Source organism: Streptomyces sp. NPDC042364, assembly GCF_056437585.1.
The window spans coordinates 175,770-198,091 of sequence record NZ_JBWKAJ010000011.1 but is presented as its reverse complement, the minus strand read 5'-3'; the positions used below and the strand labels follow the sequence as shown (position 1 = coordinate 198,091).

18 protein-coding genes are annotated in these 22,322 nt (G+C 72.4%); 7 read left to right on the top strand and 11 right to left on the bottom strand.

All coding sequences use genetic code 11. The features are described 5' to 3' along the window. Positions 1-47: 47 nt before the first annotated feature. Positions 48-1,253: a S8 family peptidase gene (locus AC067N_RS23265; protein ID WP_478680790.1), complete on the bottom strand. Its 1,206-nt coding sequence runs from the start codon at positions 1,251-1,253 to the stop codon at positions 48-50. Between the two features lie 316 nt (positions 1,254-1,569). Here AC067N_RS23265 and AC067N_RS23260 point away from each other — a divergent pair, with 316 nt between their 5' ends. Continuing rightward, the gene (locus AC067N_RS23260; RefSeq protein ID WP_478680789.1) at positions 1,570-2,376 is read left to right on the top strand and encodes an SGNH/GDSL hydrolase family protein; all 807 of its coding nucleotides are present in this window, start codon (positions 1,570-1,572) and stop codon (positions 2,374-2,376) included. 359 nt (positions 2,377-2,735) lie between these two features. On the opposite strand, the gene AC067N_RS23255 is transcribed toward AC067N_RS23260, so the two are convergent. From AC067N_RS23255 to AC067N_RS23240, 4 genes are all read right to left on the bottom strand, one after another. Further along, a complete protein-coding gene (locus AC067N_RS23255) occupies positions 2,736-4,415 on the bottom strand; it encodes a serine/threonine-protein kinase (RefSeq protein ID WP_478680788.1) in 1,680 nt (559 codons plus the stop codon). Between the two features lie 60 nt (positions 4,416-4,475). Beyond that, positions 4,476-6,377, bottom strand: coding sequence for a nickel transporter (locus AC067N_RS23250; RefSeq protein WP_478680787.1), 1,902 nt, complete (start codon positions 6,375-6,377; stop codon positions 4,476-4,478). Beyond that, positions 6,374-7,909: a tetratricopeptide repeat protein gene (locus AC067N_RS23245; protein ID WP_478680786.1), complete on the bottom strand. Its 1,536-nt coding sequence runs from the start codon at positions 7,907-7,909 to the stop codon at positions 6,374-6,376. The genes AC067N_RS23250 and AC067N_RS23245 overlap by 4 nt, the downstream gene beginning before the upstream one ends. 133 nt (positions 7,910-8,042) lie before the next feature. Further along, positions 8,043-9,566: a DUF4331 domain-containing protein gene (locus tag AC067N_RS23240; protein WP_478680785.1), complete on the bottom strand. Its 1,524-nt coding sequence runs from the start codon at positions 9,564-9,566 to the stop codon at positions 8,043-8,045. Positions 9,567-9,871: 305 nt separating this feature from the next. Between AC067N_RS23240 and AC067N_RS23235 the strand changes: the two genes are divergently transcribed. The 3 genes from AC067N_RS23235 to AC067N_RS23225 all read left to right on the top strand — a co-directional run bounded on the left by AC067N_RS23235 (position 9,872) and on the right by AC067N_RS23225 (position 11,682). Beyond that, entirely contained in the window at positions 9,872-10,414 is a 543-nt protein-coding gene (locus tag AC067N_RS23235; RefSeq protein ID WP_478680784.1) for a sigma-70 family RNA polymerase sigma factor, read from the top strand. 82 nt (positions 10,415-10,496) lie between these two features. Further along, positions 10,497-11,300, top strand: coding sequence for an anti-sigma factor (locus AC067N_RS23230; RefSeq protein WP_478680783.1), 804 nt, complete (start codon positions 10,497-10,499; stop codon positions 11,298-11,300). A 115-nt stretch (positions 11,301-11,415) separates the two neighbouring features. Continuing rightward, positions 11,416-11,682: a hypothetical protein gene (locus tag AC067N_RS23225; RefSeq protein WP_478680782.1), complete on the top strand. Its 267-nt coding sequence runs from the start codon at positions 11,416-11,418 to the stop codon at positions 11,680-11,682. A gap of 30 nt (positions 11,683-11,712) precedes the next feature. On the opposite strand, the gene AC067N_RS23220 is transcribed toward AC067N_RS23225, so the two are convergent. The 3 genes from AC067N_RS23220 to AC067N_RS23210 form a co-directional block, all read right to left on the bottom strand. Beyond that, positions 11,713-12,936: a CaiB/BaiF CoA transferase family protein gene (locus tag AC067N_RS23220; RefSeq protein ID WP_478680781.1), complete on the bottom strand. Its 1,224-nt coding sequence runs from the start codon at positions 12,934-12,936 to the stop codon at positions 11,713-11,715. Positions 12,937-13,075: 139 nt separating this feature from the next. Next, positions 13,076-13,858 (bottom strand): ABC transporter permease, encoded by a 783-nt coding sequence (locus AC067N_RS23215; protein ID WP_478680780.1) that lies wholly within the window; start codon positions 13,856-13,858, stop codon positions 13,076-13,078. Next, positions 13,855-14,823: an ATP-binding cassette domain-containing protein gene (locus AC067N_RS23210; protein ID WP_478680779.1), complete on the bottom strand. Its 969-nt coding sequence runs from the start codon at positions 14,821-14,823 to the stop codon at positions 13,855-13,857. The genes AC067N_RS23215 and AC067N_RS23210 overlap by 4 nt, the downstream gene beginning before the upstream one ends. Positions 14,824-14,886: 63 nt before the next feature. On the opposite strand from AC067N_RS23210, the gene AC067N_RS23205 reads away from it, so the two are divergent. Next, positions 14,887-15,594, top strand: a complete 708-nt coding sequence (locus tag AC067N_RS23205; RefSeq protein ID WP_478680778.1) for a TetR/AcrR family transcriptional regulator — start codon at positions 14,887-14,889, stop codon at positions 15,592-15,594. Positions 15,595-15,606: 12 nt separating this feature from the next. On the opposite strand, the gene AC067N_RS23200 is transcribed toward AC067N_RS23205, so the two are convergent. Genes AC067N_RS23200 through hmgA form a run of 3 tightly spaced genes read right to left on the bottom strand, consistent with a single transcriptional unit; the run spans position 15,607 to position 18,916 of the window. After that, a complete protein-coding gene (locus AC067N_RS23200; RefSeq protein ID WP_478680777.1) occupies positions 15,607-16,800 on the bottom strand; it encodes a type ISP restriction/modification enzyme in 1,194 nt (397 codons plus the stop codon). A 21-nt stretch (positions 16,801-16,821) separates the two neighbouring features. Then, positions 16,822-17,571: a GntR family transcriptional regulator gene (locus AC067N_RS23195; RefSeq protein WP_478680776.1), complete on the bottom strand. Its 750-nt coding sequence runs from the start codon at positions 17,569-17,571 to the stop codon at positions 16,822-16,824. A 28-nt stretch (positions 17,572-17,599) separates the two neighbouring features. Next, positions 17,600-18,916, bottom strand: a complete 1,317-nt coding sequence (gene hmgA / locus AC067N_RS23190; protein WP_478680775.1) for a homogentisate 1,2-dioxygenase — start codon at positions 18,914-18,916, stop codon at positions 17,600-17,602. A gap of 313 nt (positions 18,917-19,229) precedes the next feature. Between hmgA and AC067N_RS23185 the strand changes: the two genes are divergently transcribed. Together AC067N_RS23185 and AC067N_RS23180 are read left to right on the top strand one after the other, a co-directional pair. Beyond that, positions 19,230-19,847 carry a TetR/AcrR family transcriptional regulator gene (locus AC067N_RS23185; protein ID WP_478680774.1) on the top strand — a complete coding sequence of 206 codons (618 nt, stop codon included), beginning with the start codon at positions 19,230-19,232 and terminating at the stop codon, positions 19,845-19,847. A 131-nt stretch (positions 19,848-19,978) separates the two neighbouring features. Then, positions 19,979-22,234 carry a molybdopterin oxidoreductase family protein gene (locus AC067N_RS23180; RefSeq protein WP_478680773.1) on the top strand — a complete coding sequence of 752 codons (2,256 nt, stop codon included), beginning with the start codon at positions 19,979-19,981 and terminating at the stop codon, positions 22,232-22,234. Positions 22,235-22,322: the final 88 nt, after the last annotated feature.

The window sequence follows — 22,322 nt, the reverse complement described above, 5'->3', positions numbered from 1 at the left end:
CGGACGGGCCGTGGCGTGTCAGCGGACCACGGACGGGCCGGCCGGTGTCACGGGACGATCTGGAGCAGCCGGTTCGGGGAGCCGGTGCCCGGGCCGGTGACCTTGCCCGTGACGGCACCGCCGGTCAGCGCCGTGGCGACCTGGGCCGGGGTCGCCGAGGTGTGGCCGGCCAGGTAGACCGCCGCCGCGCCCGCGACGTGCGGGGTGGCCATCGACGTGCCCGAGATGGTGTTGGTGGCGGTGTCGCTGGTGTACCAGCCGGCCGTGATCGAGGAACCCGGCGCGAAGATGTCCAGGACCGAGCCGTAGTTCGAGTAACTGGCCCGGGCGTCGGTGCTGGTGGTGGCGCCGACGGTGATCGCCTCGGTGACCCGGGCGGGGGAGTACGAGGAGGCGTTGGCGCTGCTGTTGCCGGCCGCCACCGCGTAGGTCACGCCGCTCGCTATGGAGTTGCGGACGGCCGTGTCGAGGGCGGTGGACGCGCCGCCGCCGAGCGACATGTTGGCGACCGAGGGGCCGCTGTGGTTGGCGGTCACCCAGTCGATGCCCGCGACGACGCCGGCCGTGGTGCCCGAGCCGGAGTTGTTCAGCACCCGCACCGCCACGACCTTCGCCTGCTTGGCGATGCCGTAGGTGGAGCCCGCGATGGTGGTGGCGACATGGGTGCCGTGCCCGTTGCCGTCCTGCGCCACGTTGTCGCCGTCGACGGCGTCGTAGCCGTTGGTGGCCCGGCCGCTGATCTGGGAGTGCGAGACGCGGACGCCGGTGTCGATGACGTACGCGGTCACACCGCTGCCCGCTGAGTCCGGGTAGGTGTACGTGCCGGAGAGCGGCAGCGACGCCTGGTCGGAGCGGTCCAGGCCCCAGGGGGCGTTGGACTGGGTGGCGTCGGCGGTGAAGACCTGGTTCTGCTCGACGGAGGCGACCGCCGGGTCGGCGGCCAGTCTCCTCGCCTCGGCGGCCGAGAGCTCGGCCGAGTAGCCGTTGAGCGCGGAGCGGTAGGTCCGCTCGACCGTGCCGCCGTACTCCTTGATCAGGCTCTTGCCCTCGCCGGAGGCGGCCTTGAGGCCGGTGCCCTTCTTGAGCGTGACGATGTAGCTGCCCTTGATCGCGGTGGGGGAGTCCGCGGCGAGCACCTTGCCCTCGGCGGGGGCGGCCTGTGCGGGCAGTGCCGTGAGACCGCCGAGCAGGGCGGCCGTCGCCAGTGTGGTGACGGCGGTGACGTGGGTCCTCTTGCTGCGCAGGTGTGCCATTACGAGGGAGTCCTCCTCATGGGCGGCGCACGCCGGGGTGGGGGCATGCGTCTGTGGGGGGGGGTGTGCGGGATCGCACTCACGGCCGGGAGCGTCGCGTTCCGCTCACGGCTCCCAGCAGACTGGGGGATCCACCGGTGCAGCTCAAGGGAGTTGAGGGCTTGTCATGTGTCTGTCACATGTACGCAATCGAACGGGAGTTGAACGAGGTGAGTACGTTGTGGTTGGGACCTGAAACTATTGACATGAACACTTCCGATCAACACGCGTAGTTGCTACGACGGTTGAGGCAGAGATCCTGCTAAAGGGAGGTTCCATGAGACGTTCCCGATTCGCGGCATTCACGACCTCACTCCTCCTCGCCGTCACCGCCACCCTGACCGGGACCGCGGCGGCGCAGGCGTCCGAACGGGCCGCCACCACCGGCTATGTGGCCCTCGGCGACTCCTACTCCTCCGGTGTGGGCGCCGGGAGCTACATCTCCTCCAGCGGCGACTGCAAGCGCAGCACGAAGGCCTACCCGTACCTCTGGGCGGCCGCCAACTCCCCCTCGTCCTTCCACTTCACGGCCTGCTCCGGCGCCCGAACGGGTGATGTTCTGGCGAGTCAGCTCGGGCCGCTGGGCGCCGGCACCGGGCTCGTGTCCCTCTCCGTCGGCGGCAACGACGCAGGGTTCGCCGATGTGATGACCACCTGTGTGCTCCAGTCCGACAGCTCCTGCGTCTCCCGGATCAACACGGCGAAGGCGTACGTCGACTCGACGCTGCCCGGCCGGCTCGACGAGGTGTACTCGGCCATCAGGGCCAAGGCACCGGCCGCCCATGTGGTGGTGCTCGGCTACCCCCGCTTCTACCGGCTGGGCGGCACCTGCCCCGGGCTGTCCCAGACCAAGCGGTCCGCCATCAACAACGCGGCCGACTACCTGAACACCGCGATCGCCAAACGCGCCGCCGACCACGGCTTCACCTTCGGCGACGTCCGCTCCGCCTTCACCGGGCACGAACTGTGCTCCGGCAGCGCATGGCTGCACAGCCTCAACCTGCTGAACGTCGGCGACTCCTACCACCCGAAGGCCGCGGGGCAGTCGGGCGGGTATCTGCCGGTGTTCCGAAACGCGGCGTGACACCGGCCACGGTTCTCACGAGCGCGCCCTGAGCACGTCGGCCGGGCCGGCTCCCCGCTCCCCGGGGCCGGCCCGGCCACTCGTCTCCGGTCCTACGCCCGCGGCCCGACCGGGCGGCCGTAGGCCCCGGCCTGGGGCCTGTCGTTCGGATCACGCCTGGGCCGCGGGGCGTGGTGCGCACACCTGCGGCGTTGTCGTCGGTTGCCAACTCCCCCACGCTCGAACAACCTCGCGCGGGGGACCCCCATCGCGTTGACGCCCTCCTCCGCCTTGCAGGCGAACGCACCACGCACCACGCCCCGCTCACCGGCAGCCCCACGGCGCCGCTCCCGAAGTCGGCATGATCCAAACCACAGGCCCTAGTCGTCCGAACCGCCGGGGTTCCCCGTATCCGAGGGGGTCCCGCCCGTGGTCGGGGGCTCCCCCTCGCACGTCACGGAGAACGCCACGGAGTTGGACGTCGTCTCGACCGGTCCGCGCACCTCGACGGTGATCTCGTCCTCGTAGGTCGTGTCCGGCGCGTAGGTCGTCACGACGATCCGGTCCTGCTTGGTCCTCCCGCCGTCCGCGGGGAACGACAGCGTCTTCCACTCGGTGTCCGGCGCCTTGCTGCTCGCGGTCACCCAGCGGTACTCGACCTCCACGGGGACCCGGCCCACGGTGAACGTCGCCGTGAACCGCGGCGCGTCCGCCTCGGAGGGCGGACAGGCCCCCGAGTAGTGGGTGGACTCGCCGGCGACCACCACCTTCACGGACTGGGCCGGCGGCCTGCTGGTCGTCGGATCGTCGTCCGGGGTCTCGGAGGGCCGGTCGCCGTCGTCGGTGGTGGCGTCGTCGCTCGGCTCCTCGGTGGTACCGCCGCCGCCGCTCGTCCGCTCCCCGCTGCCGCCCGACGTGCCCGCCCCGTTGGTGGTGTTCCCGTCGGCCCCGCCGTCGTCCCGATTGACCCAGGCGTAGGTCAGCCCCGCGACGGCGAGGGCGAGCGCGGCGATACCCGCGATCAGGAAGACCAGGGCACGCCGGTTGCGGTCCCTCGCACCGGCGGGCACCCCCGAGGGTCCCGTCGCGACGGCCGGGCCGGGATACGGCGGCGTCGGCGGCCCGAAACCGGTCGCACCCCGTCCGGTCTCCCCGGCCGCGGCCGGAGACGTGGTCACCGTCGGGGCGTACGGGGCCGCCCCGACCGCGTCGGCCCCGGAGGGGGTGCCCCCGGCGCCGATGATCCGCAGGTCCCGCTCGGCCTGTTCGGCGGACACACGCTCCGCCGGGTCCTTGCGCAGCAGCCCTTCGATCACCGGGGCCAGCGGGCCCGCCCGGCGCGGTTGCGGCAGTTCCTCGTCGACGACCGCGCGCAGCGTGCTCAGCGGAGTGTCCTGCCGGAAGGGGGAGTTGCCCTCCACCGCCGCGTACAGCAGCACGCCCAGCGACCAGAGGTCCGACTCGGGTCCGGGTGTACGGCCGAGCGCGCGCTCGGGGGCGAGGAACTCGGGCGAGCCGATCACCTCGCCGGTCATGGTCAGAGCGGAGCTGCCCTCCACCGTGGCGATGCCGAAGTCGGTGAGGACCACCCGGCCGTCGTTGGACATGAGCACGTTGGCCGGTTTCACGTCCCGGTGCAGTACCCCCGCCGCGTGCGCGGCGCGCAGCGCGGCCAGCACCTCGGCGCCGATCTGCGCGGTGCGCTGCGGGGGCAGCGGTCCCTCGGCGTCCAGGAGGTCGGCGAGCGACAGGCCGCGCACCAGCTCCATCACGATCCAGGGGCGGCCGTCCTCCAGGGCCACGTCGTACACGGTGACCACATTGCGGTTGCCGACCCGCGCGGCCGCCCACGCCTCCCGCTCCAGCCGGGCGTACATCCGCTCGACGTCGGACGTCGGGATACCGGCCGGGGCCCGTACCTCCTTGACCGCGACCTCACGGTGCAGGACCTCGTCACGGGCCCGCCACACCGTCCCCATGCCGCCCTGGCCGAGCGGGGTCAGCAGGCGGTAGCGGCCCGCGATCACACGTTCACTGCCCGGTTCTTCGGACACGGACATCCCCCATCATTCGCATCCGCGCGACGTCTCCACTCCGTGCGATTTCTCCCCAAAAGTAGCTCAGAGGAACGCGGATGCCGCCCCCTTGAGCACCAAACCAGCCCCCAGGGCGACGACGAGCAGCGCCGAGGCCAGCGGCACGGTGCGGCGGACCAGCGCCGCCGTGGGACCGCCGAGCCGCCCCTGGCCCTTGTCCAGCACCCGTGCCGCCCAGCCGCCCGCCTTCACCACGGCGTACCCGGCCGCGGTCAGGGTGAGCGCCAGCCCGATGCCGTACGCCAGCACCAGCAGCAGCCCGAACCACGCCTTGCCCATCGCCGCCGCGCCGACCAGCACGACCACCGCGGAGGGGCTCGGCACCATACCGCCCGCGAAACCGAGCAGGATCGTGCCGCGCAGGGTGGGCGCGGTGGGGTGGGTGTGGGTGAATCCGCCGTGGGTGTGGGTCAGACCGCCGCCGAGGAGCGAGCGCCTGGGGGCGGGGGGGTGATCATGGTCGTGGGCGTGGCCGGCGTCGTGGGTGTGGTCATGGTTGTGGGCGTGCTCGTGGGCGGTGCCGTGGCTGTGGGCGTGCGCCTTGGCCGGTGTGTGGCTGTGTCCGTGCTCGTGGGTGTGGGACCGCGCCGGGCCGTGGGTGTGCGTGGGGGCTGCGCCGGGGGCGTGTGCGTGGGCCCGCGCTTCGTCGTGGGCACGCGGGTGCGCGTGGGCGAGTACGAGCTGTTTCTCGGGCTCGGGCTCGGGCGCGTGGTCGTGCGTGGGGGAGGGCCCGGCTCCGGGGCCGTGGTCGTGACCGTGGTCGTGACCGTGGGAATGCCCGTGGCCGTGGCCGTGGTTGTGCCCGTGCTCGTGCTCGTGCTCGTGGTCGTGCCCGTGCCCGTGGTCGTGCGTGTGGCCGTCGCCGTCGCCGTGGCCGTGTCCCGGCATCAGCGCGAGCCTGCGGTTCAGCCAGGCGCGGCGGGCCAGCGTGACGCCCGCCGTCATCACGAACAGGCCGCTCGCGATGCCGAGCCAGGTGATGACGGACGGGGCGGCGGCGGAGCCGGCGAGGACCAGCAGGCCGAGGGCGACCACGCCCAGGGTGTGGGTGATCGTCACCGACGCGGCCATGGGGAGGACGTCGCGCATCCGGGCCCGGTCGCGGGCGGCGGCGGTGGCGGCCATGAGCGTCTTGCCGTGGCCCGGGGCGAGAGCGTGCATCGCGCCGAGGAACAGGGCGATACCGAAGGCCAGCGCGCCGAAGCCGAGGGTGAGGTCGTGGCTGGAGACCAGGTCGTCCAGGGCCCGGGTCCAGCGGTCCGCGCCGCGCGGCAGGATCGAGGCACCCGGTGCGTCGTTCCCGCGCTCCGCCAGCGCCGGACCGCCGGGCCGCACCTGGAGGGACGCGGACGCCGTGTCCTCGGGAGACTGGAGCAGCTCCTGGGGGTAGCTGGTGAGCCGGTCCGACACCGACTCCTCCGGTACGTCCGACCCGGTCAGCGTCATCCGGTCGCCCTGGGCGGTGACCTCGCGCCAGCCCGGCCCGGAGTCGACGGCGGCGTGGAAGCGTACGTCGGCGGCCCGGTCGGGCAGGGGAGCCGTCAGCCGGCACTCCACGCGGAGGGTCTTCAGCCCGGCCTGGCCCGGCCGCTCCTGGGCCCGGCTCGATGCGACGGCCACCTCGACGGTGCGTCCGTCGACCGTCACCTCCGTGTCCTCGGCGGCCGTGGCACACCGCTCGCGGGCCCATCCCGCCTTCCCCCGGCGCTCCATGGCGGGCCCGGCCTGGGTGGCCGGGATCTCCGCCAGGTCCTCCACATGGAGGATCCTGAGCTGTCCGGGGGCGGCGACCAGTCCGTCGTACCGGTTGACGGTGAAGTTGCCGAGGGGGTGCGCGCTCGCGGTCCCGGCCGGGACCAGCACGAGGGCGCAGGCGGCGGTGAGGACCGCCGCGCAGGAGGCGAACAGGCGCCGAGGGGACGTCACTTGGCCTCCAGAGCCTTCAGGGTGCTACGTGCCTCGGCGGCGCCGAGCGGTGCGAACCCGGGGTTCAGGTCCAGCGCCGCCTTGAGCGAGGCCTTCGCGGCCTTCTTCTCGCCGGCGGCGTACTCGACCATTCCCCGGTGGTACAGGAACGTCGCGTCCTTGTACCCGGTCCTCGTGGCCCGCCGCGCGTAGGGCAGGGCCTCCTCGTCGCGGCCGTTGACATGCAGCGCCCAGGCGAGGGCGTCCGCCGTGTGGACCGTCTCGCGGCGCTTCCACTCCGCCTCGGCCGCGCGCAGGGCGGCCTTCTCGCCGCCGTGGTCGGCGGCCGCGAGCGCGGTGTCGAGGTCGGCGTTGACGCCGTTGGCGCGGGCGATCGCGGTGTAGGCGTCCACCAGCGCGTACTGCTCTCGGGCCGCGGTCCCGTCCCCCTTGGTCTCGTACAGCTCGCCGAGGAGGACCAGCGGCCCGGGCAGCGGGTAGGCGGACACGACCTGTTCCAGTCCGCGGACGGCGTCGGCGGTGTCGCCGCTCGCCGCCTGGGCGCGGGCGCGGCCCTCCAGCGCCGGAAGGTAGGTGTCGTCGGCGCCCAGGGCGCGCGCGTAGTGGTCGAGTGCCGCCTTGACGTCGCCCTGCTTCCAGGCCAGTTGGCCGAGCTGGGTGGCCACGTACGCGATGTCGCCCCGGGTGACCGCCGAGTCGAGCGCCTGCCGCAGAACGCGGCGGGCCGTCCCCACGTCACCGCGCAACTCGTGCACATAGGCGTAGCGGGTGAACACGGGGATACCTGGGCGTCGGGTGTCGGCGAGCCGCACCGCCTTCAACGCCTCGTCGTAGCGGCCGAGTTCGACGAGGGCGTCGATCCGGGTACACAACGCCCGTTCGCTGTACGGGTTTTCCTTCAGTGCCCGGTCCGCGTAGCGCAGTGCGTCCTCGAACTCGTGCCGTGCGGCGGCGAGTGCGGCGAGGCCGGCGAGCGCCGGGTCGTTGTCCGGCCGCAACTTCAGCGAACGGTTCAGGGCCTTCTCGGCCTGCGGGTAGCGGGAGGGGTCGCCCTTGGTGCGGGCCTGCTCCACATAGGCGAGGCCCAGCGTCGACCAGGAACCGAAGTCCCTTGGCTGCTCCTTGAGATGGGCCTGCAACGCGGTGACCGACGTGTCGAGGTCCCCGCTCGCCAGCTGTGCCGCCGGGAGCCCCGGAGAGGAGGAGAGAGCCACCGTCCGGTCGTCGTCACGGGCGCCCAGCGCGATCGCGAACCCGGTGAACGCGACGGCCAGCGCGGCGGCGCACGCGGTGAGCCGCAGCAGCCGCCGCCGAACCGGCTCGGGAGCCCGCTCCGGCAGCGGTCGCGGCCCGTCACCGGCCCCGGCGGAGGGCACGTCGTCGGAGTCGGAACCGGGCACGTCGCCGGACCCGGCAACGGCCTTGTGCTCGTCGCCGGACTCGGCGACCTCGTGCCCGTCGGTCTCGGGAGCCCCCTCGTCGGGGCGCGGACGTCCGTCCTGCGACGCGCTGTCGTTCGTACGCGGGGACATGCCCTCTCCTCAAAGTCCTTGCCGGGAACCGGTGGTGACGTCGCTGAGGCGCGGCCCGCGCCGTGGGGGATGGAATACGAGCGGACCGCGCCGGTCGGTGGACCGGGCCCCGCGGGGCCCGGCCGGGGTGGGCCTAGTAGTAGGCCCGGTCGTTCCGGCGGCGCCACCACAGCAGGCCCGAGCCGATGAGCAGGACACCGGCGGCGCCGGCACCGGCGGAGGCGGCGATCAGCGTGGTGTCGTCCATGCCGGCCTCGACACCGCCGCCCAGCGCGCTGCGCACGTTGTTCGTGGTGTTGCCCTTGACCGTCTTGCCCCGCGAACCGGCCGTCGGCAGACCGACGTACGGGAAGGACTTGCCGAACTTCTTGTCGTTCTTGTCGACCGCGTCGCCCAGGTCGTTCTTGGCGCCGACCAGTTCGCCCTCGACGACCTGGAGCGCGATGTCGATCACGTCGTCGGTGAGCCGGCGCCCGTTCGGGAAGCCCTGGTTGTCACCGTCGAGGACACCGAGCCGCTTCGGCTTCGCGGTGGGCTTGATGGAGGTGTTGAGGCGCAGCTGCTCCGACGGGGTCACGTGCGGCGGCTGGTTGAGGCCCTCGACACCCTTCAGGAAGACGTCGACGAGGTCGTTGCGCGGCGTCTTCGGCGCGGGGATCTTGTAGATCGCCTCGATCAGCTTCGGCAGCTCGGGCTCGGTGACGTTCTTCAGGAACTGGGCGTCCTCCGTGGGCGAGGACGCGTTGAACCTGTCCTTGTCCTTCAGCGGGTTGACGACCTCGTTCACCAGCGGCATGCCGAGGCGCGACACCTGGTGGAACCGGCCGTTGGCGCCCTTGCGCTGCGTCGTCGACCAGATGCCGACGATCGGCTGCTCCTTGGAATACGCGAGTGCCTCGCTCGGCACCTGGAGGGCGATCGAGTTGACGTTGTAGCCCTTGAGGGTGTCCCGCCCGACCTCGGAGAGGTCACCGCCGTACAGCAGGTCGAAGACGCGCAGGTCCAGGAAGAACGGGTCGTCGGCCTGGCCGGCGTACGTCGTCACACCGCTCGCGGTCTTGTAGACGGCGTCGTCGCGCAGCTTCCTGAAGTTCGGCATCGACGCCTTGCCGACGTTCGAGGGCGCCACCCACACGTCGTCGGCGAGCTTCGTCCGGGACACCGGGCGGCGGTCCCGCAGCTTGATCAGCTCGATGTCGTACGTCTGCGTGATGTTGAGGTCCGGGTCGTCCAGGCTCTCCACGACGCCCGTGTTGTACAGGAACGTCTTGTCGTTCTTCGTCTTGGTGTCGAACGTGTAGCGGAAGACGAGGTCTTCCTTCGCGTCGCCGTCCTGGTCGACGCGGATGTCGTACTGCGCGTCCTCGGAGAACGGGAAGAAGTTCGGTCCCCCCGCAGGCTCCTCGAAGGGGATCCAGTTCGCGATGATCGTCGTCGTGTCCGGCCTGTCCGGGCTGACGAACGCGTACACGTCCGTGTTGTCGAACTGGGGCTCCCCCGAGATCAGCGGGGCCTCGCGGTGGCTGGAGGCCGAGGCCGCCCCGGGCTCCAGCACGGTGACGCCGGCGGCTGCGAGCCCTCCGGCGGCCAACGAAGCACAAATGAGGGATGCGATGCTCCGCCGTCCCGCGCCGCTCTTGGAAGTAGGTGTCGTCATGCCGTCCGTCCTCTGTCCCAACTTGCCTGACGAACGCCATTCGGAGCGGTCGGCAGGGTGGATTGGTCGAATCCCAAACGTTCTTACGGCGCGTTTGAAAGGTTGTCTCACCGGAGAGCGCGATTCCTCGATCCAGATCCGCTCGGGAGCCGACGGCGATCCGATCCGGTCGGATCCGGTCGGATTCGTCGACGGGGGACCCGCGTTTTCGGCACGCTGATCCGTAACCCCATCCGGAGGTGGGTCGGTTGCGAATGCCTTACGCGCGGGGATGGCCGTGCTCGGCAGGAGACGAGGGGGAGCGAGTGGAGGCGGACAAACTCCTGGTCCGCGTGGCCGGAGGTGACCAGCGGGCCTTCGAGGAGCTGTACGCCGTGGTGTCCGGCCCGGTGTTCGGTCTGGTGCGCAGGGTCGTACGCGACCCCGCGCAGTCGGAGGAGGTGGCTCAGGAGGTGCTCCTCGAACTCTGGCGCTCCGCCGCCCGCTTCGACCCCGCCCGGGGCAGCGCCCTGTCCTGGGTCCTCACCCTCGCGCACCGGCGGGCGGTGGACCGGGTGCGCAGCGCCCGCGCGGCCACCGAACGCGAGCAGCGCGAAGGCAGACGGGCCCACGACACCGCCTTCGACCAGGTCGCCGAGGAGGTCGAGGCGGGACTCGAACGCCAGTGGGTGCGCCACTGCCTGGAGCGGCTCACCACACTCCAGCGGGAGTCGGTCACCCTCGCCTACTACGACGGCTACACCTACCGTGAAGTGGCCGAGCGGCTGTCACTGCCCCTCGGCACGGTCAAGACCCGTATGCGCGACGGACTCACACGGCTGCGCGAATGCCTGGGAGGAGTCGCATGAGCGCCCTGATCGGCCTCGTGGCACAGGAGGCCCCGTTCCGTTCCACCGCGCCCCGGGACCGGGTGCCCGAGGGAGGCGCGGCATGAGCCTGTTCCGCCGAGAGGACCTCCACTCGCTCGCCGCCCCCTACGCTCTCGACGCCCTGGAGCCCGACGAGCGCCGCCGCTTCGAGAAGCACCTGGCCCGCTGCGACCGCTGTCCCGCCGAGGTGCGCGCCCTGGCGGAGGACGCCGTCCGCCTCGCCTGGTCGACGGCCGTCCCGGCGCCGGCCGCGATGCGCGACCGGGTCCTCGCCGCCGTACGGAGCACGCCTCAGGAGGCTCCGGCGCAGGCCCGGCCCCAGCAGCATCTGCCCCCGCATGTGTGGGGCACCGAGCCACCGCCGAAGGCGCGCGCCCGTGCGCCCCGGATGCGCCCTTTGTTCATGCCGCTGGCCACCGCGACGGCCGCCGCCGCGCTCGTCGTGGCGTCGCTCTTCGCCGTCCAGGCGAACCGGACCCAGGATCAGCTGGACGCCGAGCGCGCGCAGTCACGTGAGATCGCACACGTTCTCACCGCGCCGGACGCCCGCGCGACCAGTGAACGGGACGCCGAGGGCCATGGAATCGGAGTGATCGCCTCCGCCGAGGAGGGGAGCGCGATCGTGACCTTCACCGGATACGAGGACCTGCCGCGCGACCGGGTGCACCAGCTCTGGCTCATGCGCCCCGACGTGCAACCACGCTCCCTGGGGCTCTTCGACGGCGACACGCCCTTGGTCACGAAGGGTTTGGACACCGATGCGACATCACTCGCCGTGACCATCGAGCCTGACGGAGGGTCAGCACAGCCGACCAGTCAGCCAATTGTCCAACTCGCCCTGAAATCAGTCGGATTCGGAGGGTAATCGACAACGCCCTTACGGGGTAGGTGTATACCGAGACCGTGATTCCCGCGTGCTCGGATGGGGCGATATGGTTACGCTGCCCGGGCCGGGTGGACTCGAACGGGTGGGGAGTGACATGGAACAGATAACAGTCCGCAGGGCGCGAGTCCCTGCGATCACCTGCGGGAGCAGTGCGACCAGTTCGCGCCTCGACCGCCATCTCTCGGTGCTGAGCGGCCCCGCCGTGCCGCAGCGCGAGACGGCCGAGGCGACCTCGCTGATGCGCGAGATAACGGCGCGTTCCCCGCACGAGAAGCGGGCCGCCGGGAACACGCGCGTCGGCCGCGTCTCGCTGTTCGCGCCCCTGAGGCGGTTGCGCCGCTCGCTCTTCGGCAGCCGCTAGCACCAAGGATCCTCAGCAGGAAGCCCGCGCTCAGGCGATCACACCGTCCCGGCGCAGCGCTGCGATCTCGTCGCCCGTCATCCCCACGGCGCGCAGCAGCGACTCTGTGTGCTCCCCGAGCGCGGGTACCGCCCCCATCCGTGCCTCGTCCCCGCCCGGCAGCGTGATGGGCGGCAGCAGCGCCTTGAGCGGCCCCACCGGCGACCCCACTTCCCGCCACCGGTCCCGGGCCGCCAGTTGCGGATGCTCCGCCAGTTCGCGCACGTCCCGCAGACGTGCGCACGCGATCCCGGCCGCCTCCAGCCGCGCCATCGCCTCGTCCGCGTCCAGCACGCCCAGGGCCTCCGCGACCGCCTCGTCCGTGCGGTCCCGGTGCGCGACCCGGGCCGGGTTCGTCGCGAACGCGGGATCATCCGCCAACTCCGGTCGCCGCAGGACCTGTTCGGCGAGCCGCCGCCATTCCCGGTCGTTCTGCACCGACAGCAGTACCCGGCCGCCGTCCGCCGTCGGGTAGGCGTCGTAGGGCGCGATGACCGCGTGTGCGAGGCCCGTCCGCACCGGGGGAGTACCGCCGTGCAGGGTGTGGTGCAGCGGGTGCCCCATCCACTCGGCGAGCGCCTCCAGCATCGACACCTCCACCGGCCCGCCCCGCCCGGTGGTACCCCGGCGGACGAGCGCCGCGAGGACCCCCGAGAACGCGTACATCCCGGCGGCGATGTCCGCCGCCGGGATGCCGGACTTCACCGGTTGTTCCGGGGTGCCCGTCACCGACGCCAGCCCGGCCTCGCACTGCACGAGCATGTCGTACGCGCGCTTGTCCGCGTACGGCCCCGACGCCCCATAGCCGGAGACGTCCACCGCGATCAGCCGGGGGTGCGCGGCGCACAGCGTGGCGGCGTCCAGACCGAGCCGGGCCGCCGCGCCGTGCGCGAGGTTCTGCACGAACACGTCCGCGTCCGCCACCAGCCGCCGTACGACGTCCAGGCCGCGCGGGTCCTTCAGGTCGAGGGCGAGGGACTCCTTGCCCCGGTTGCACCACACGAAGTGGGAGGCCAGCCCCCGGGCGGCCGTGTCGTAGCCGCGCGCGAAGTCACCGCCGTCCACCCGCTCGACCTTGATCACACGGGCGCCGAGGTCGGCGAGCTGCCGGGTGGCGAAGGGCGCCGCCACGGCCTGCTCGACGGCGACGACCGTGAGGCCGTCGAGGGGCAGGGGTTCGGCGGTGCCGGTCGGTGAGCGCATGCCGTGGATCATGTCCCCGGCGGGGCGCCTTTGTCAGCAGGGCGTGCCGAGCGTCACGTGCCCCGCCCCGCCCCGGCGCGGCCTCCGGCCCGCCCCGTCAGGCGGTCCGGAGGCCCCGGGGGTCCGGCCCGTCCCCCGAACGGGCCGGAGGTCACCTGGGGCCGGCCGCGTAGGTGCGCACCGCGAGCGGCACGAACACCGCGAGCAGGACGGCGCACCAGGCCAGCGAACCGGCGATCGGATGGGCGACCGGCCAGGCGGCGCCGTCCGGCACGGGCGCGTTCCCGAACAGAACGCGCAGGGCCGTACTGACCGCGCTGATCGGGTTCCACTCGGCGGCGGTGCGCACCCAGCCCGGCAGACCGCCGGTCGGGATGTACGCGCTGGACAGCAGCGGCAACAGGAAGGTGGCCCCGCCCAGTTGGCCCGCCGCGTCCTCGTTCCGGGTGAGCAGGCCCAGGAACACGCCGATCCACACGGCAGTGAACCGGAACAGCAGCAACAGTCCGAAGGCCCCGGCCGCCGCGAGCGCGCCGCCCTCGATCCGCCAGCCCACCGCCAGCCCGACCAGCAGGAACGGCACGGTCCCCGCGGCCGTGAGCACCAGGTCCGCCGCCACCTGTCCGAGCGGTACGGCCGCCCGGCTCATCGGCAGGGTGCGGAAGCGGTCCATGACGCCACGGTGGGTGTCCTGCGCGGCCTGGAACATACCGGTCATGATCCCGCCGGCCGCCGTCGCCACCAGCAGACCGGGCACCAGGAACCGCCGGTACTCCTCGCCCGGCACCGCGAGGGCGCTGCCGAAGACGTAACCGAAGAACAGCAGCATCGATATCGGCATCGTCTGGGTGAGGATCAGCAGCCCCGGGTTGTTCCGGGCCCGCTGCAGCTGACGGCCGAGCATCGCCGCGCCGTCGTACGCCAACGCGCTCATACGGCAAGCTCCTTGAGGTCCGTGAGGCCGGTCGCCGGCTCCCCGGTGAGGCGGAGGAACACATCGTCGAGGGTCGGCGGCCGCAGGCTCGCGTCGAGCAACGGCACGCCTGCCGCGTCGAGTTCGCGGACCAGCCGGGGCAGCGTCAGTGTCGGGTCGAGGGTGACCGCGCCGACCGCGAGCCGGTCGCGGTCGAACGACGGCTCCGCTCCGGTGAGTTGGTCGAGGACGCCCGCCGCCTCGGTCATCGCGTCGGCGTGTGCGACCACGACCTCCGCGTACCAGCCGATGAGCGCCTTGAGCTGGGGCGGCGAGCCGCTGTGCGCGATCCTGCCCCGGTCCATCAGCACGATACGGTCGGCGAGCCGGTCCGCCTCCTCCAGGTACTGCGTCGTCAACAGCACGGTCGTCCCCTCCGCTTTGAGCGCCCCCACGGCGTCCCGGATCGCGTTGCGGCTGACCGGGTCGAGTCCGGTGGTGGGCTCGTCGAGGAACAGCACCGCAGGGCGCCGTATCAGGCTCGCCGCCAGGTCGAGCCGGCGGCGCATCCCGCCGGAGTACGTGGAGACCGGCCGGTCGGCGGCCTCGGTCAGGCCGAAGCGGTCGAGGAGCTCGCCCGCGCGGGCCGTCGTGTCCCGGACGCGGTGCAGGCGTGCGAACAGTCGCAGGTTCTGCCGCCCGGTGAGGTCCCCGTCCACCGACGCGTACTGCCCGGTCACGCCGATCGCCCGCCGGACGGCGTCCGGCTCCCGTACGAGGTCGTGCCCCGCGATCCGCGCCGAGCCGGCGTCCGGCCGCAGCAGCGTCGTCAGCAGCCGTACGGCCGTGGTCTTGCCCGCCCCGTTCGGGCCGAGCATCCCGACCACCGAGCCCTCCGCCACGGCGAGATCGAGGCCCCGGACGGCGTGGACGTCCCCGAAACGCTTCTCCAGACCTTCACTAAGTACGGCGTACGTAGAAGTCATGGGGTGACCATAGCGCACTACGTACGCCGTACGTAACTAGGATGGTGGCCGAGGTGATGATCGATGGCTGGCCGACCGGCCGTACCCCAAGTGATCTGGGCGCGCCCCGAGCGCACCGGCCGCGGCCCGCGGCCCGCGTTCAGCCGTGCGGACATCGCGGCGGCGGCGGTGCGGCTGGCCGACGAGGGCGGGCTCGACGCCGTGTCGATGCGGCATGTCGCGGCCGAGCTGGGCTGCGGCACCATGTCGCTGTACAACTACGTGCCGCGCAAGGAGGACCTGCACGAGCTGATGGTCGACGCCGTCGGCGGCGAGCACGACCTGTGGGAGCCGAGCGGGGACTGGCGGGCCGACCTGCGGCGGGTGGCCCACCAGACGCGGGAGTTGATGCGCCGGCATCCGTGGCTGCCGCGGCTGATGTCACCGGTGTACGGGTTCAGCCCGAACGCCCTGCGGTTCCTGGAGCACTGTCTGCGCTGCATGGATCCGCTCGACGCGCCGTACGGCACGAAGCTGCAGCTCCTGGCGCTGCTCAACGGGTGTGTGACGACGTATGTCGCGAACGAGCTGGCGACGGCGGAGCGCACGCGGGCGCTGCCGTGGTCCGAGGAGCAGGAGAACCAGGCGCGGATCGCCTACCTGGGCGGTCAGATCGCTTCCGGCGCGTATCCGCGGATGGCGGCGGCCTTCACGGAGGACGCGGGGCCGATCGATCCGGAGGCCGTGTTCGATTGGATGCTGGACCGGGTGCTGGACTCGTTCGCGCCGTAGGGGCGAGGCCGCTCACAACAGGGTGAACTGGCCCTCCGGACCCTCCTCGTCGTGGTCCAGCACCGAGGCCGGCCTGCGTGCCGACTCCGCCACCGGGATGACTCCCGCCGTGCGCAGCTCCTCCGTCGTGAGGTGCTTGTTCACCGTCAAATCGGCCTGCATCGGGCGCAGTTCGGCGAGGAGCGCCAGAACCGTGATCAGCTCCAGGAGCTCCGACGTCCAGGTCTGGGGCCAGGTCGTGGGGCGTAGGGCCTCCAGGGTGCCCGGTACCGCGGGTTCCGTGCGGCGGGCGAACCACGCGTCGAGGACGCGGACACCGCCGGCGTGGAAGTCCCAGGCCCCGGCGGGCACCGGCGAGATGCGGCCCTCGCCGAGCAGGAGGGCTTCCTCGTCCGGGTCGTAGCGGAGTTCCACCGGACGCGCCGGGAGCGGGGCGCGGACGTAGGGGCGGCGGCCACCCGGGAGTCTGGGGCGGTCGCCGTCGCGGCGCATCAGCCAGAGGACGCGGCGGCCCAGCTCGACGCCGTGCGACCAGGTGCCGGGGTCCGGGGTGAGCGGGACCTCGATGCCTCGGGGGCCCGGACGCGCTGCCACCAGGATCCAGCCGAGGACGTCCAGCGGGTCGACGCCGTCGGCGCCGAGACGGTCGGCGAGATGCTCCACCAGACCGGGCGCCAGGTTCGGTTCCCGTCCGCCGGGTCGCCGGTACAGCGGGCGGACCCTGCCGACGCGCGGGCCGTGCGGCGGCGCCAGGGGCAGCACCGAGGTGGCGAGGAGCACCGGCCCGGCCGGTTCGGGCGCGGCCGGCTGCTCCACCACGAACACCTGGTGCCCGTCCGTGACCCGCCACAGCTCGGGGCGGGCCGCGTCGATGAGGCGGTGGTCGGGGATGAGCCACTGTTCGTCGAAGGGAGCGGCGAGGACCCGGACGGGCTCGGGGCAGGGGCCGGACTCGCGGATCAGCCGGCCGGTCCCGCTGTGCCGGCCCGGCAGCCGGGGGACCGCGGAGGTGAGGGTGCGGGACCGGGTGGGCCCGAACAGGGCCTCGCGGTCCGGGCCCTCCGCCTTCACCAGGGTGTCCCAGCGGGCCTTCAGGGAAGCCGCGTCGGGCGCCGCCGGCCACCCCCGGCCCAGCCGTGGCGGTGCGACGGACCACGGCATGAGGTCCGCGAGCGGCGGAGCGTCGTCGTGCGTCACGCGGGGCATCGTACGGCCTGGTCCTCCGGTTCAGTGGGCGTCGAGGGTGACCGTGAAGGAGAAGCGGTCGCCGCGGTAGTGGATGACCGCGACGTCCAGGACGCGGCCCGACTCGTCGTGGGTGACGCCCGTGTAGTGCAGGATCGGGCTGAGCAGGGGGATCTGGAGCAGGCGGGCCGTCTCCGGGTCCGCGAGGCGGGCCTCGACGGTGTCGGTGATCCGGCCGATGGCCACGCCGACGGCGTCCCGGAGCACCTTGGTCATCGGCCAGCGGAGCAGGTCCTCCCGGTCGATGCGTTCGGCCAGCTCGGGGCGGACGTAGTTGCGGGCGTGGTTGGTGGGCTCTCCCGTCCTCTCGTCGCCGCGCAACCGGTGGTAGGTGGCCACCTCCGTCAAGTCCGGGAAGTAATCGGCGAGTTCACCCGACAGGGCGGTGCTGCCCTGGTCCAGCAGCTGCGTCGTCATGCCCGACTGCTGGGCCACGATCGCGTCCACAGAGCCGAGCAGCCGCACCGGCGTACCCCGTTGCGCGCCCGGCTCGATGAACGTTCCGCGCCGCCGGTGCCGGCTGATCAGCCCCTCGTCCTCCAGCTCCTTGAGCGCCTGCCGCATGGTCAGCACGCTCACCCCGTAGTGCCCGGCCAACTGCTCCTCGGTGGGCAGCCGCAGCGGATCATGGGGCGACCGGCCCAGTATCGAGGCGCGCAGGGACTGCGACACCTGATACCAGAGGGGCAGCTTGCGGTTCAGGACGATCGAGTCCGGGGCGAAGGAGGTCACGACGCTATCCGTACCCGGCCCGGCGTGTTCAGCGCAACGGACCGAAGTGGCGCTGGAGGCCCGACCACACGTCGTCGTACCCCTGCTGGAGATGGTCCGCCCCGGCCGCCTGCGCGGTCGTCAGGATCGGCCACCGGGTCTCGAACATGAAGGCAAGCCCGTCGTCGACCTTCTGCGGCACCAGCTCGGCGGCGCTCGCCCGGTCGAAGGTCTCCCGGTCGGGGCCGTGCGCGGACATCATGTTGTGCAGCGAGCCGCCGCCGGGCACGAAGCCCTCCGCCTTGGCGTCGTACGCGCCCTCGATCAGGCCCATGTACTCGCTCATCACGTTCCGGTGGAAGTACGGCGGCCGGAACGTGTCCTCGCCCACCAGCCAGCGCGGCGCGAACACGACGAAGTCCACACCGGCCAGGCCCGGGGTGTCCGACGGCGAGGTCAGCACCGTGAAGATCGACGGGTCGGGGTGGTCGTACGAGATCGAGCCGATGACGTTGAACCGGCGCAGGTCGTAGACGTACGGCGTGTAGTTGCCGTGCCAGGCGACCACGTCGAGCGGCGAGTGGTCGTAGACGGCGGACCAGAGGTTCCCGCAGAACTTGTTCACCACCTCCACCGGACCCTCCGCCTCCTCGTACGCGGCCACCGGTGCCCGGAAGTCACGGGCGTTCGCCAGGCCGTTGGCACCGATCGGGCCGAGGTCGGGGAGGCGGAACGGGGCGCCGTAGTTCTCGCAGACGTAGCCCCGGGCCGTCGCGTCGAGGAGTTCGACGCGGAAGCGGACGCCGCGCGGGACCAGGGCGATCTCGCCGGGCTCCGCGTGGAGGAGGCCGAACTCGGTGCGCAGGAGAAGGCCGCCCCGCTCCGGGACGATCAGCAGCTCGCCGTCGGCGTCACTGAAGACCCGGTCCATGGAGGATGTGGCGTGGTACAGGTGCACGGCCATGCCGGAGCGCTGGGCCGCGTCGCCGTTGCCCCCGAGGGTCCACAGACCGGCGAGGAAGTCGGTGCCCGGCGGGGGCTCCGGGAGGGGGTTCCAGCGCAGGCGGTTGGGGTCGGGGACGGTCTCCGTGAAGGGGGCCGTGCGCAGCGTGCCGCTGTCCGCGCGGGTGAAGGCCGGGTGGGCTGCCGACGGACGGACACGGTAGAGCCAGGAACGGAGGTTGTGCGCCCTCGGCTCGGTGAAGGCGCTGCCGCTGAGCTGCTCGGCGTAGAGGCCGAGCGGGGCGCGCTGGGGGGAGTTGCGGCCCTGCGGCAGCGCCCCCGGCACCGCCTCCGAGGCGTGCTCGTTGCCGAAACCGGAGAGGTACTCCAGTCCCTCGGCCGTCTTCCTCGCGTCCCCGCTCATGATCGCTCCCTCGCGCTGATTCCTATGCATCACCGTAGGATTCGGCCGGGTCGGGCGCAAGAGGTCCGCCGGCCGGGCCGTGGCAGGCCGCGGCGCCGTGTGTCGCCCCCGTGTCGCCGCATCGGGTGCCATCGGGGTGCGGCGGAGAACCGGACCCGGGGCGGATCCGTCTTGTCAGTGCGGTGCTCTACGCTCCCGGCAGGCCCCGGACGTGCGGATGTTCGTCGTTCGCCGTGTTCGACCGCCGAGCGGGAGTGGCGGTACCGGCCGTACCTGTATCCGGAAGCTCATCGGACCTCGGCGGAAAGGCATCATGAAGCCCGTGTCCCAGGCGACCTCCTTGCGCCGCGCACCCGTGCAGCGGCGCAGTGCCGAACGACTGACCAGGATCCTCGACGCCTGCGCCGAACTCCTCGACGAGGTGGGGTACGACGCGCTGAGCACCCGTGCCGTGGCACTGCGCGCGGGGGTGCCCATCGGCTCCGTCTACCGCTTCTTCGGCAACAAGCGCGCGATGGCCGACGCGCTCGCCGAACGCAACCTCGACCGCTTCAGCGAGCGGGTCGGACGCCGTCTGGAGGACACCGGCGACCGGGACTGGCGCACCGCGATGGACGCCGTCCTCGACGAGTACCTCGACATGAAGCGCCACGCCCCCGGCTTCGCCCTCATCGACTTCGGCAACCAGATCCCCGTCGGCGGCAGTCGGCAGGAACCCAACACCCGCGTCGCCGACCGCCTGTCCGAGCTGCTCTCCGCCTATATCGGACGCACCCCCGACGAGGACCTGCGCCGCGTCTTCCTCGTCGCCGTCGAGACCGCCGACACGCTCGTCCACCTCTCCTTCCGGGTCTCCCCGGAGGGTGACCCGCGGATCATCGAGGAGATGCGGGAACTGCTGCGGGCCTATCTCGCACGCGTCCTGGACTGACCCGGGCCGCCCCGATACCGCTGGCCCCTCCCGCTGATGCATACCGGTCGGTATGCTCGGCTGCGGTGCCGCGCGGCCAGTGCGCGCGGCGCCCGTCCGAGCGCCATCGCCGTCGCCCTCCGGGAGGACCCGTGTCCACCACCACCGACTCCCGCACCGCCCTGCGGATCTGCCCCCTCTGCGAGGCCACCTGCGGGCTCACCCTCACCATCGAGGGCACCCGGGTCACCAAGGCCCGCGGCGACCGGGACGACGTGTTCAGCAAGGGGTTCATCTGCCCCAAGGGCGCCTCGTTCGGCGCGGCCGACGGCGACCCCGACCGGCTGCGCACCCCGCTGGTCCGCAAGGACGGGGAACTGCGGGAGGCCACCTGGGCGGAGGCCTTCGACGCCGTCGCCGCCGGACTGCGGCCGGTCGTCGAGGCACACGGCCCGCACGCCGTCGGCGTCGTCCTCGGCAACCCGAACGTGCACACCATGGCGGGCGCCCTCTACCCGCCCGTCCTCCTCGCCGGCCTCGGCACCCGCAGTCTGTTCACCGCCTCCACCGTCGACCAGATGCCCAAGCACGTCTCCAGCGGACTCCTCTACGGCGACGCGCACGCCATCCCCGTACCCGACCTCGACCGCACCGACCATCTGCTCCTCCTCGGCGCCAACCCGCTGGAGTCCAACGGCAGTCTGTGCACCGCGCCCGACTTCCCCGGCAAGCTCAAGGCCCTCAGGGCCCGCGGCGGCACCCTCACCGTCGTCGACCCGCGCCTGACCCGCACGGCCAAACTCGCCGACCGGCACGTCGCGATCCGCCCCGGCACCGACGCGCTGCTCCTCGCGGCCATGGCGCACGTGCTCTTCGAGGAGAACCTCGTCGACCTCGGCGACCTCGCCCCGCATGTCCTGGGCGTCGCAGAACTCACGGACGCCGTAAGGGAGTTCAGCCCCGAGTCCGTCGCGGAGGCATGCGACGTGGACGCCGGCACGATCCGGGCCATGGCCCGCGAACTGGCCGCCGCGCCCACCGCCGCCGTCTACGGCCGCATCGGCAGCTGCACCGTCCCGCACGGCACCCTCGCCAGCTGGCTGGTCGACGTCCTCAACATCCTCACCGGCAACCTCGACCGGCCCGGCGGCGCCCTGTTCCCCCTGGCCGCCACGGACAAGACGCCCCGGCCCGCCGGACCCGGCCGTGGCTTCGCCCTCGGCCGGTGGCACAGCCGGGTGAGCGGCCACCCCGAGGCCAAGGGCGAACTGCCGCTGTCCGCGCTCGCCGAGGAGATCGACACCGCCACACCCGAGGGCAGCCCCGTCCGCGCCCTGGTCGTCGTCGCCGCCAACCCCGTACTCTCCGCGCCCGACGGCGACCGCCTCGACAAGGCGCTCGACGCACTGGACTTCATGGTCAGTGTCGACCCCTACCTGAACGAGACCGCGCGCCACGCCGACGTCGTCCTGCCGCCGCCCCCGCCCTCCCAGGCCCCCCACTTCGACTTCGCGTTCAACGCGTTCGCCGTCCGCAACCAGGTCCGCTACAACCGTGCCGCCGTGCCCCTGGAGGACGGCAGGATGGCGGAGACCGAGATCCTGGCGCGCCTGACCCTCGCCGCCACGGGCATGCACGGCGCCGACCCCTCCGCCGTGGACGACCTGGTCATCGGCCAGACCCTCGGCAAGGCCGTCAAGGAGGCCCACTCGCCCGTCCACGGCCGGGACCCGAGGGAACTGGCCGCCCTGCTGACGGGCGAGAGCGGCCCGGAGCGGCGGCTCGACATGATGCTGCGCCTCGGCCCGTACGGCGACGGCTTCGGCGCCCGCCCGGACGGCCTGAACCTGGAGCGACTGCTCGCCCACCCGCACGGCATCGACCTCGGTCCCCTGAAGCCCCGGCTGCCCCAGCCGCTCAAGACGGTCAGCGGCAGGATCGAACTGCTGCCGGGCCCGATCGCCGGCGACCTGCCAAGGCTCCGCACGGCCCTCGGGGGGCGCCCGGACGGCCTCGTCCTCATCGGCCGCCGCCATCTGCGGTCCAACAACAGCTGGCTGCACAACGTCCCCGCCCTGACCGGCGGCACCAACCGCTGCACCCTGCACATCCACCCCGAGGACGCCGAGCGCCTCGGCATCGCCGACGGGGACGCCGTACGGATCAAGGGCGCCGGGGGAGAGGTCACCGCCCCCGCCGAGGTCACCGACGGCGTACGCCGTGGTGTCGTGAGCCTTCCGCACGGCTGGGGACACGACCGGCCGGGCACCCGGATGAGCCACGCCGCACTCGACCCCGGAGTCAACGTCAACCAGCTCCTCGACGGCTCGCTCCTTGATCCACTGTCGGGCAACGCGGTCCTCAACGGAGTGCCCGTGGAGCTCGCCCGAGCAGGCGCAACGCTGTGACCTGGAGTTTTGCTCTTATTGCTCGCATGTCAACGTCTTGTTAACGCTTGTGGAGCCGCCCTAACGTCGTCGCACCGCCGGTGCCCTG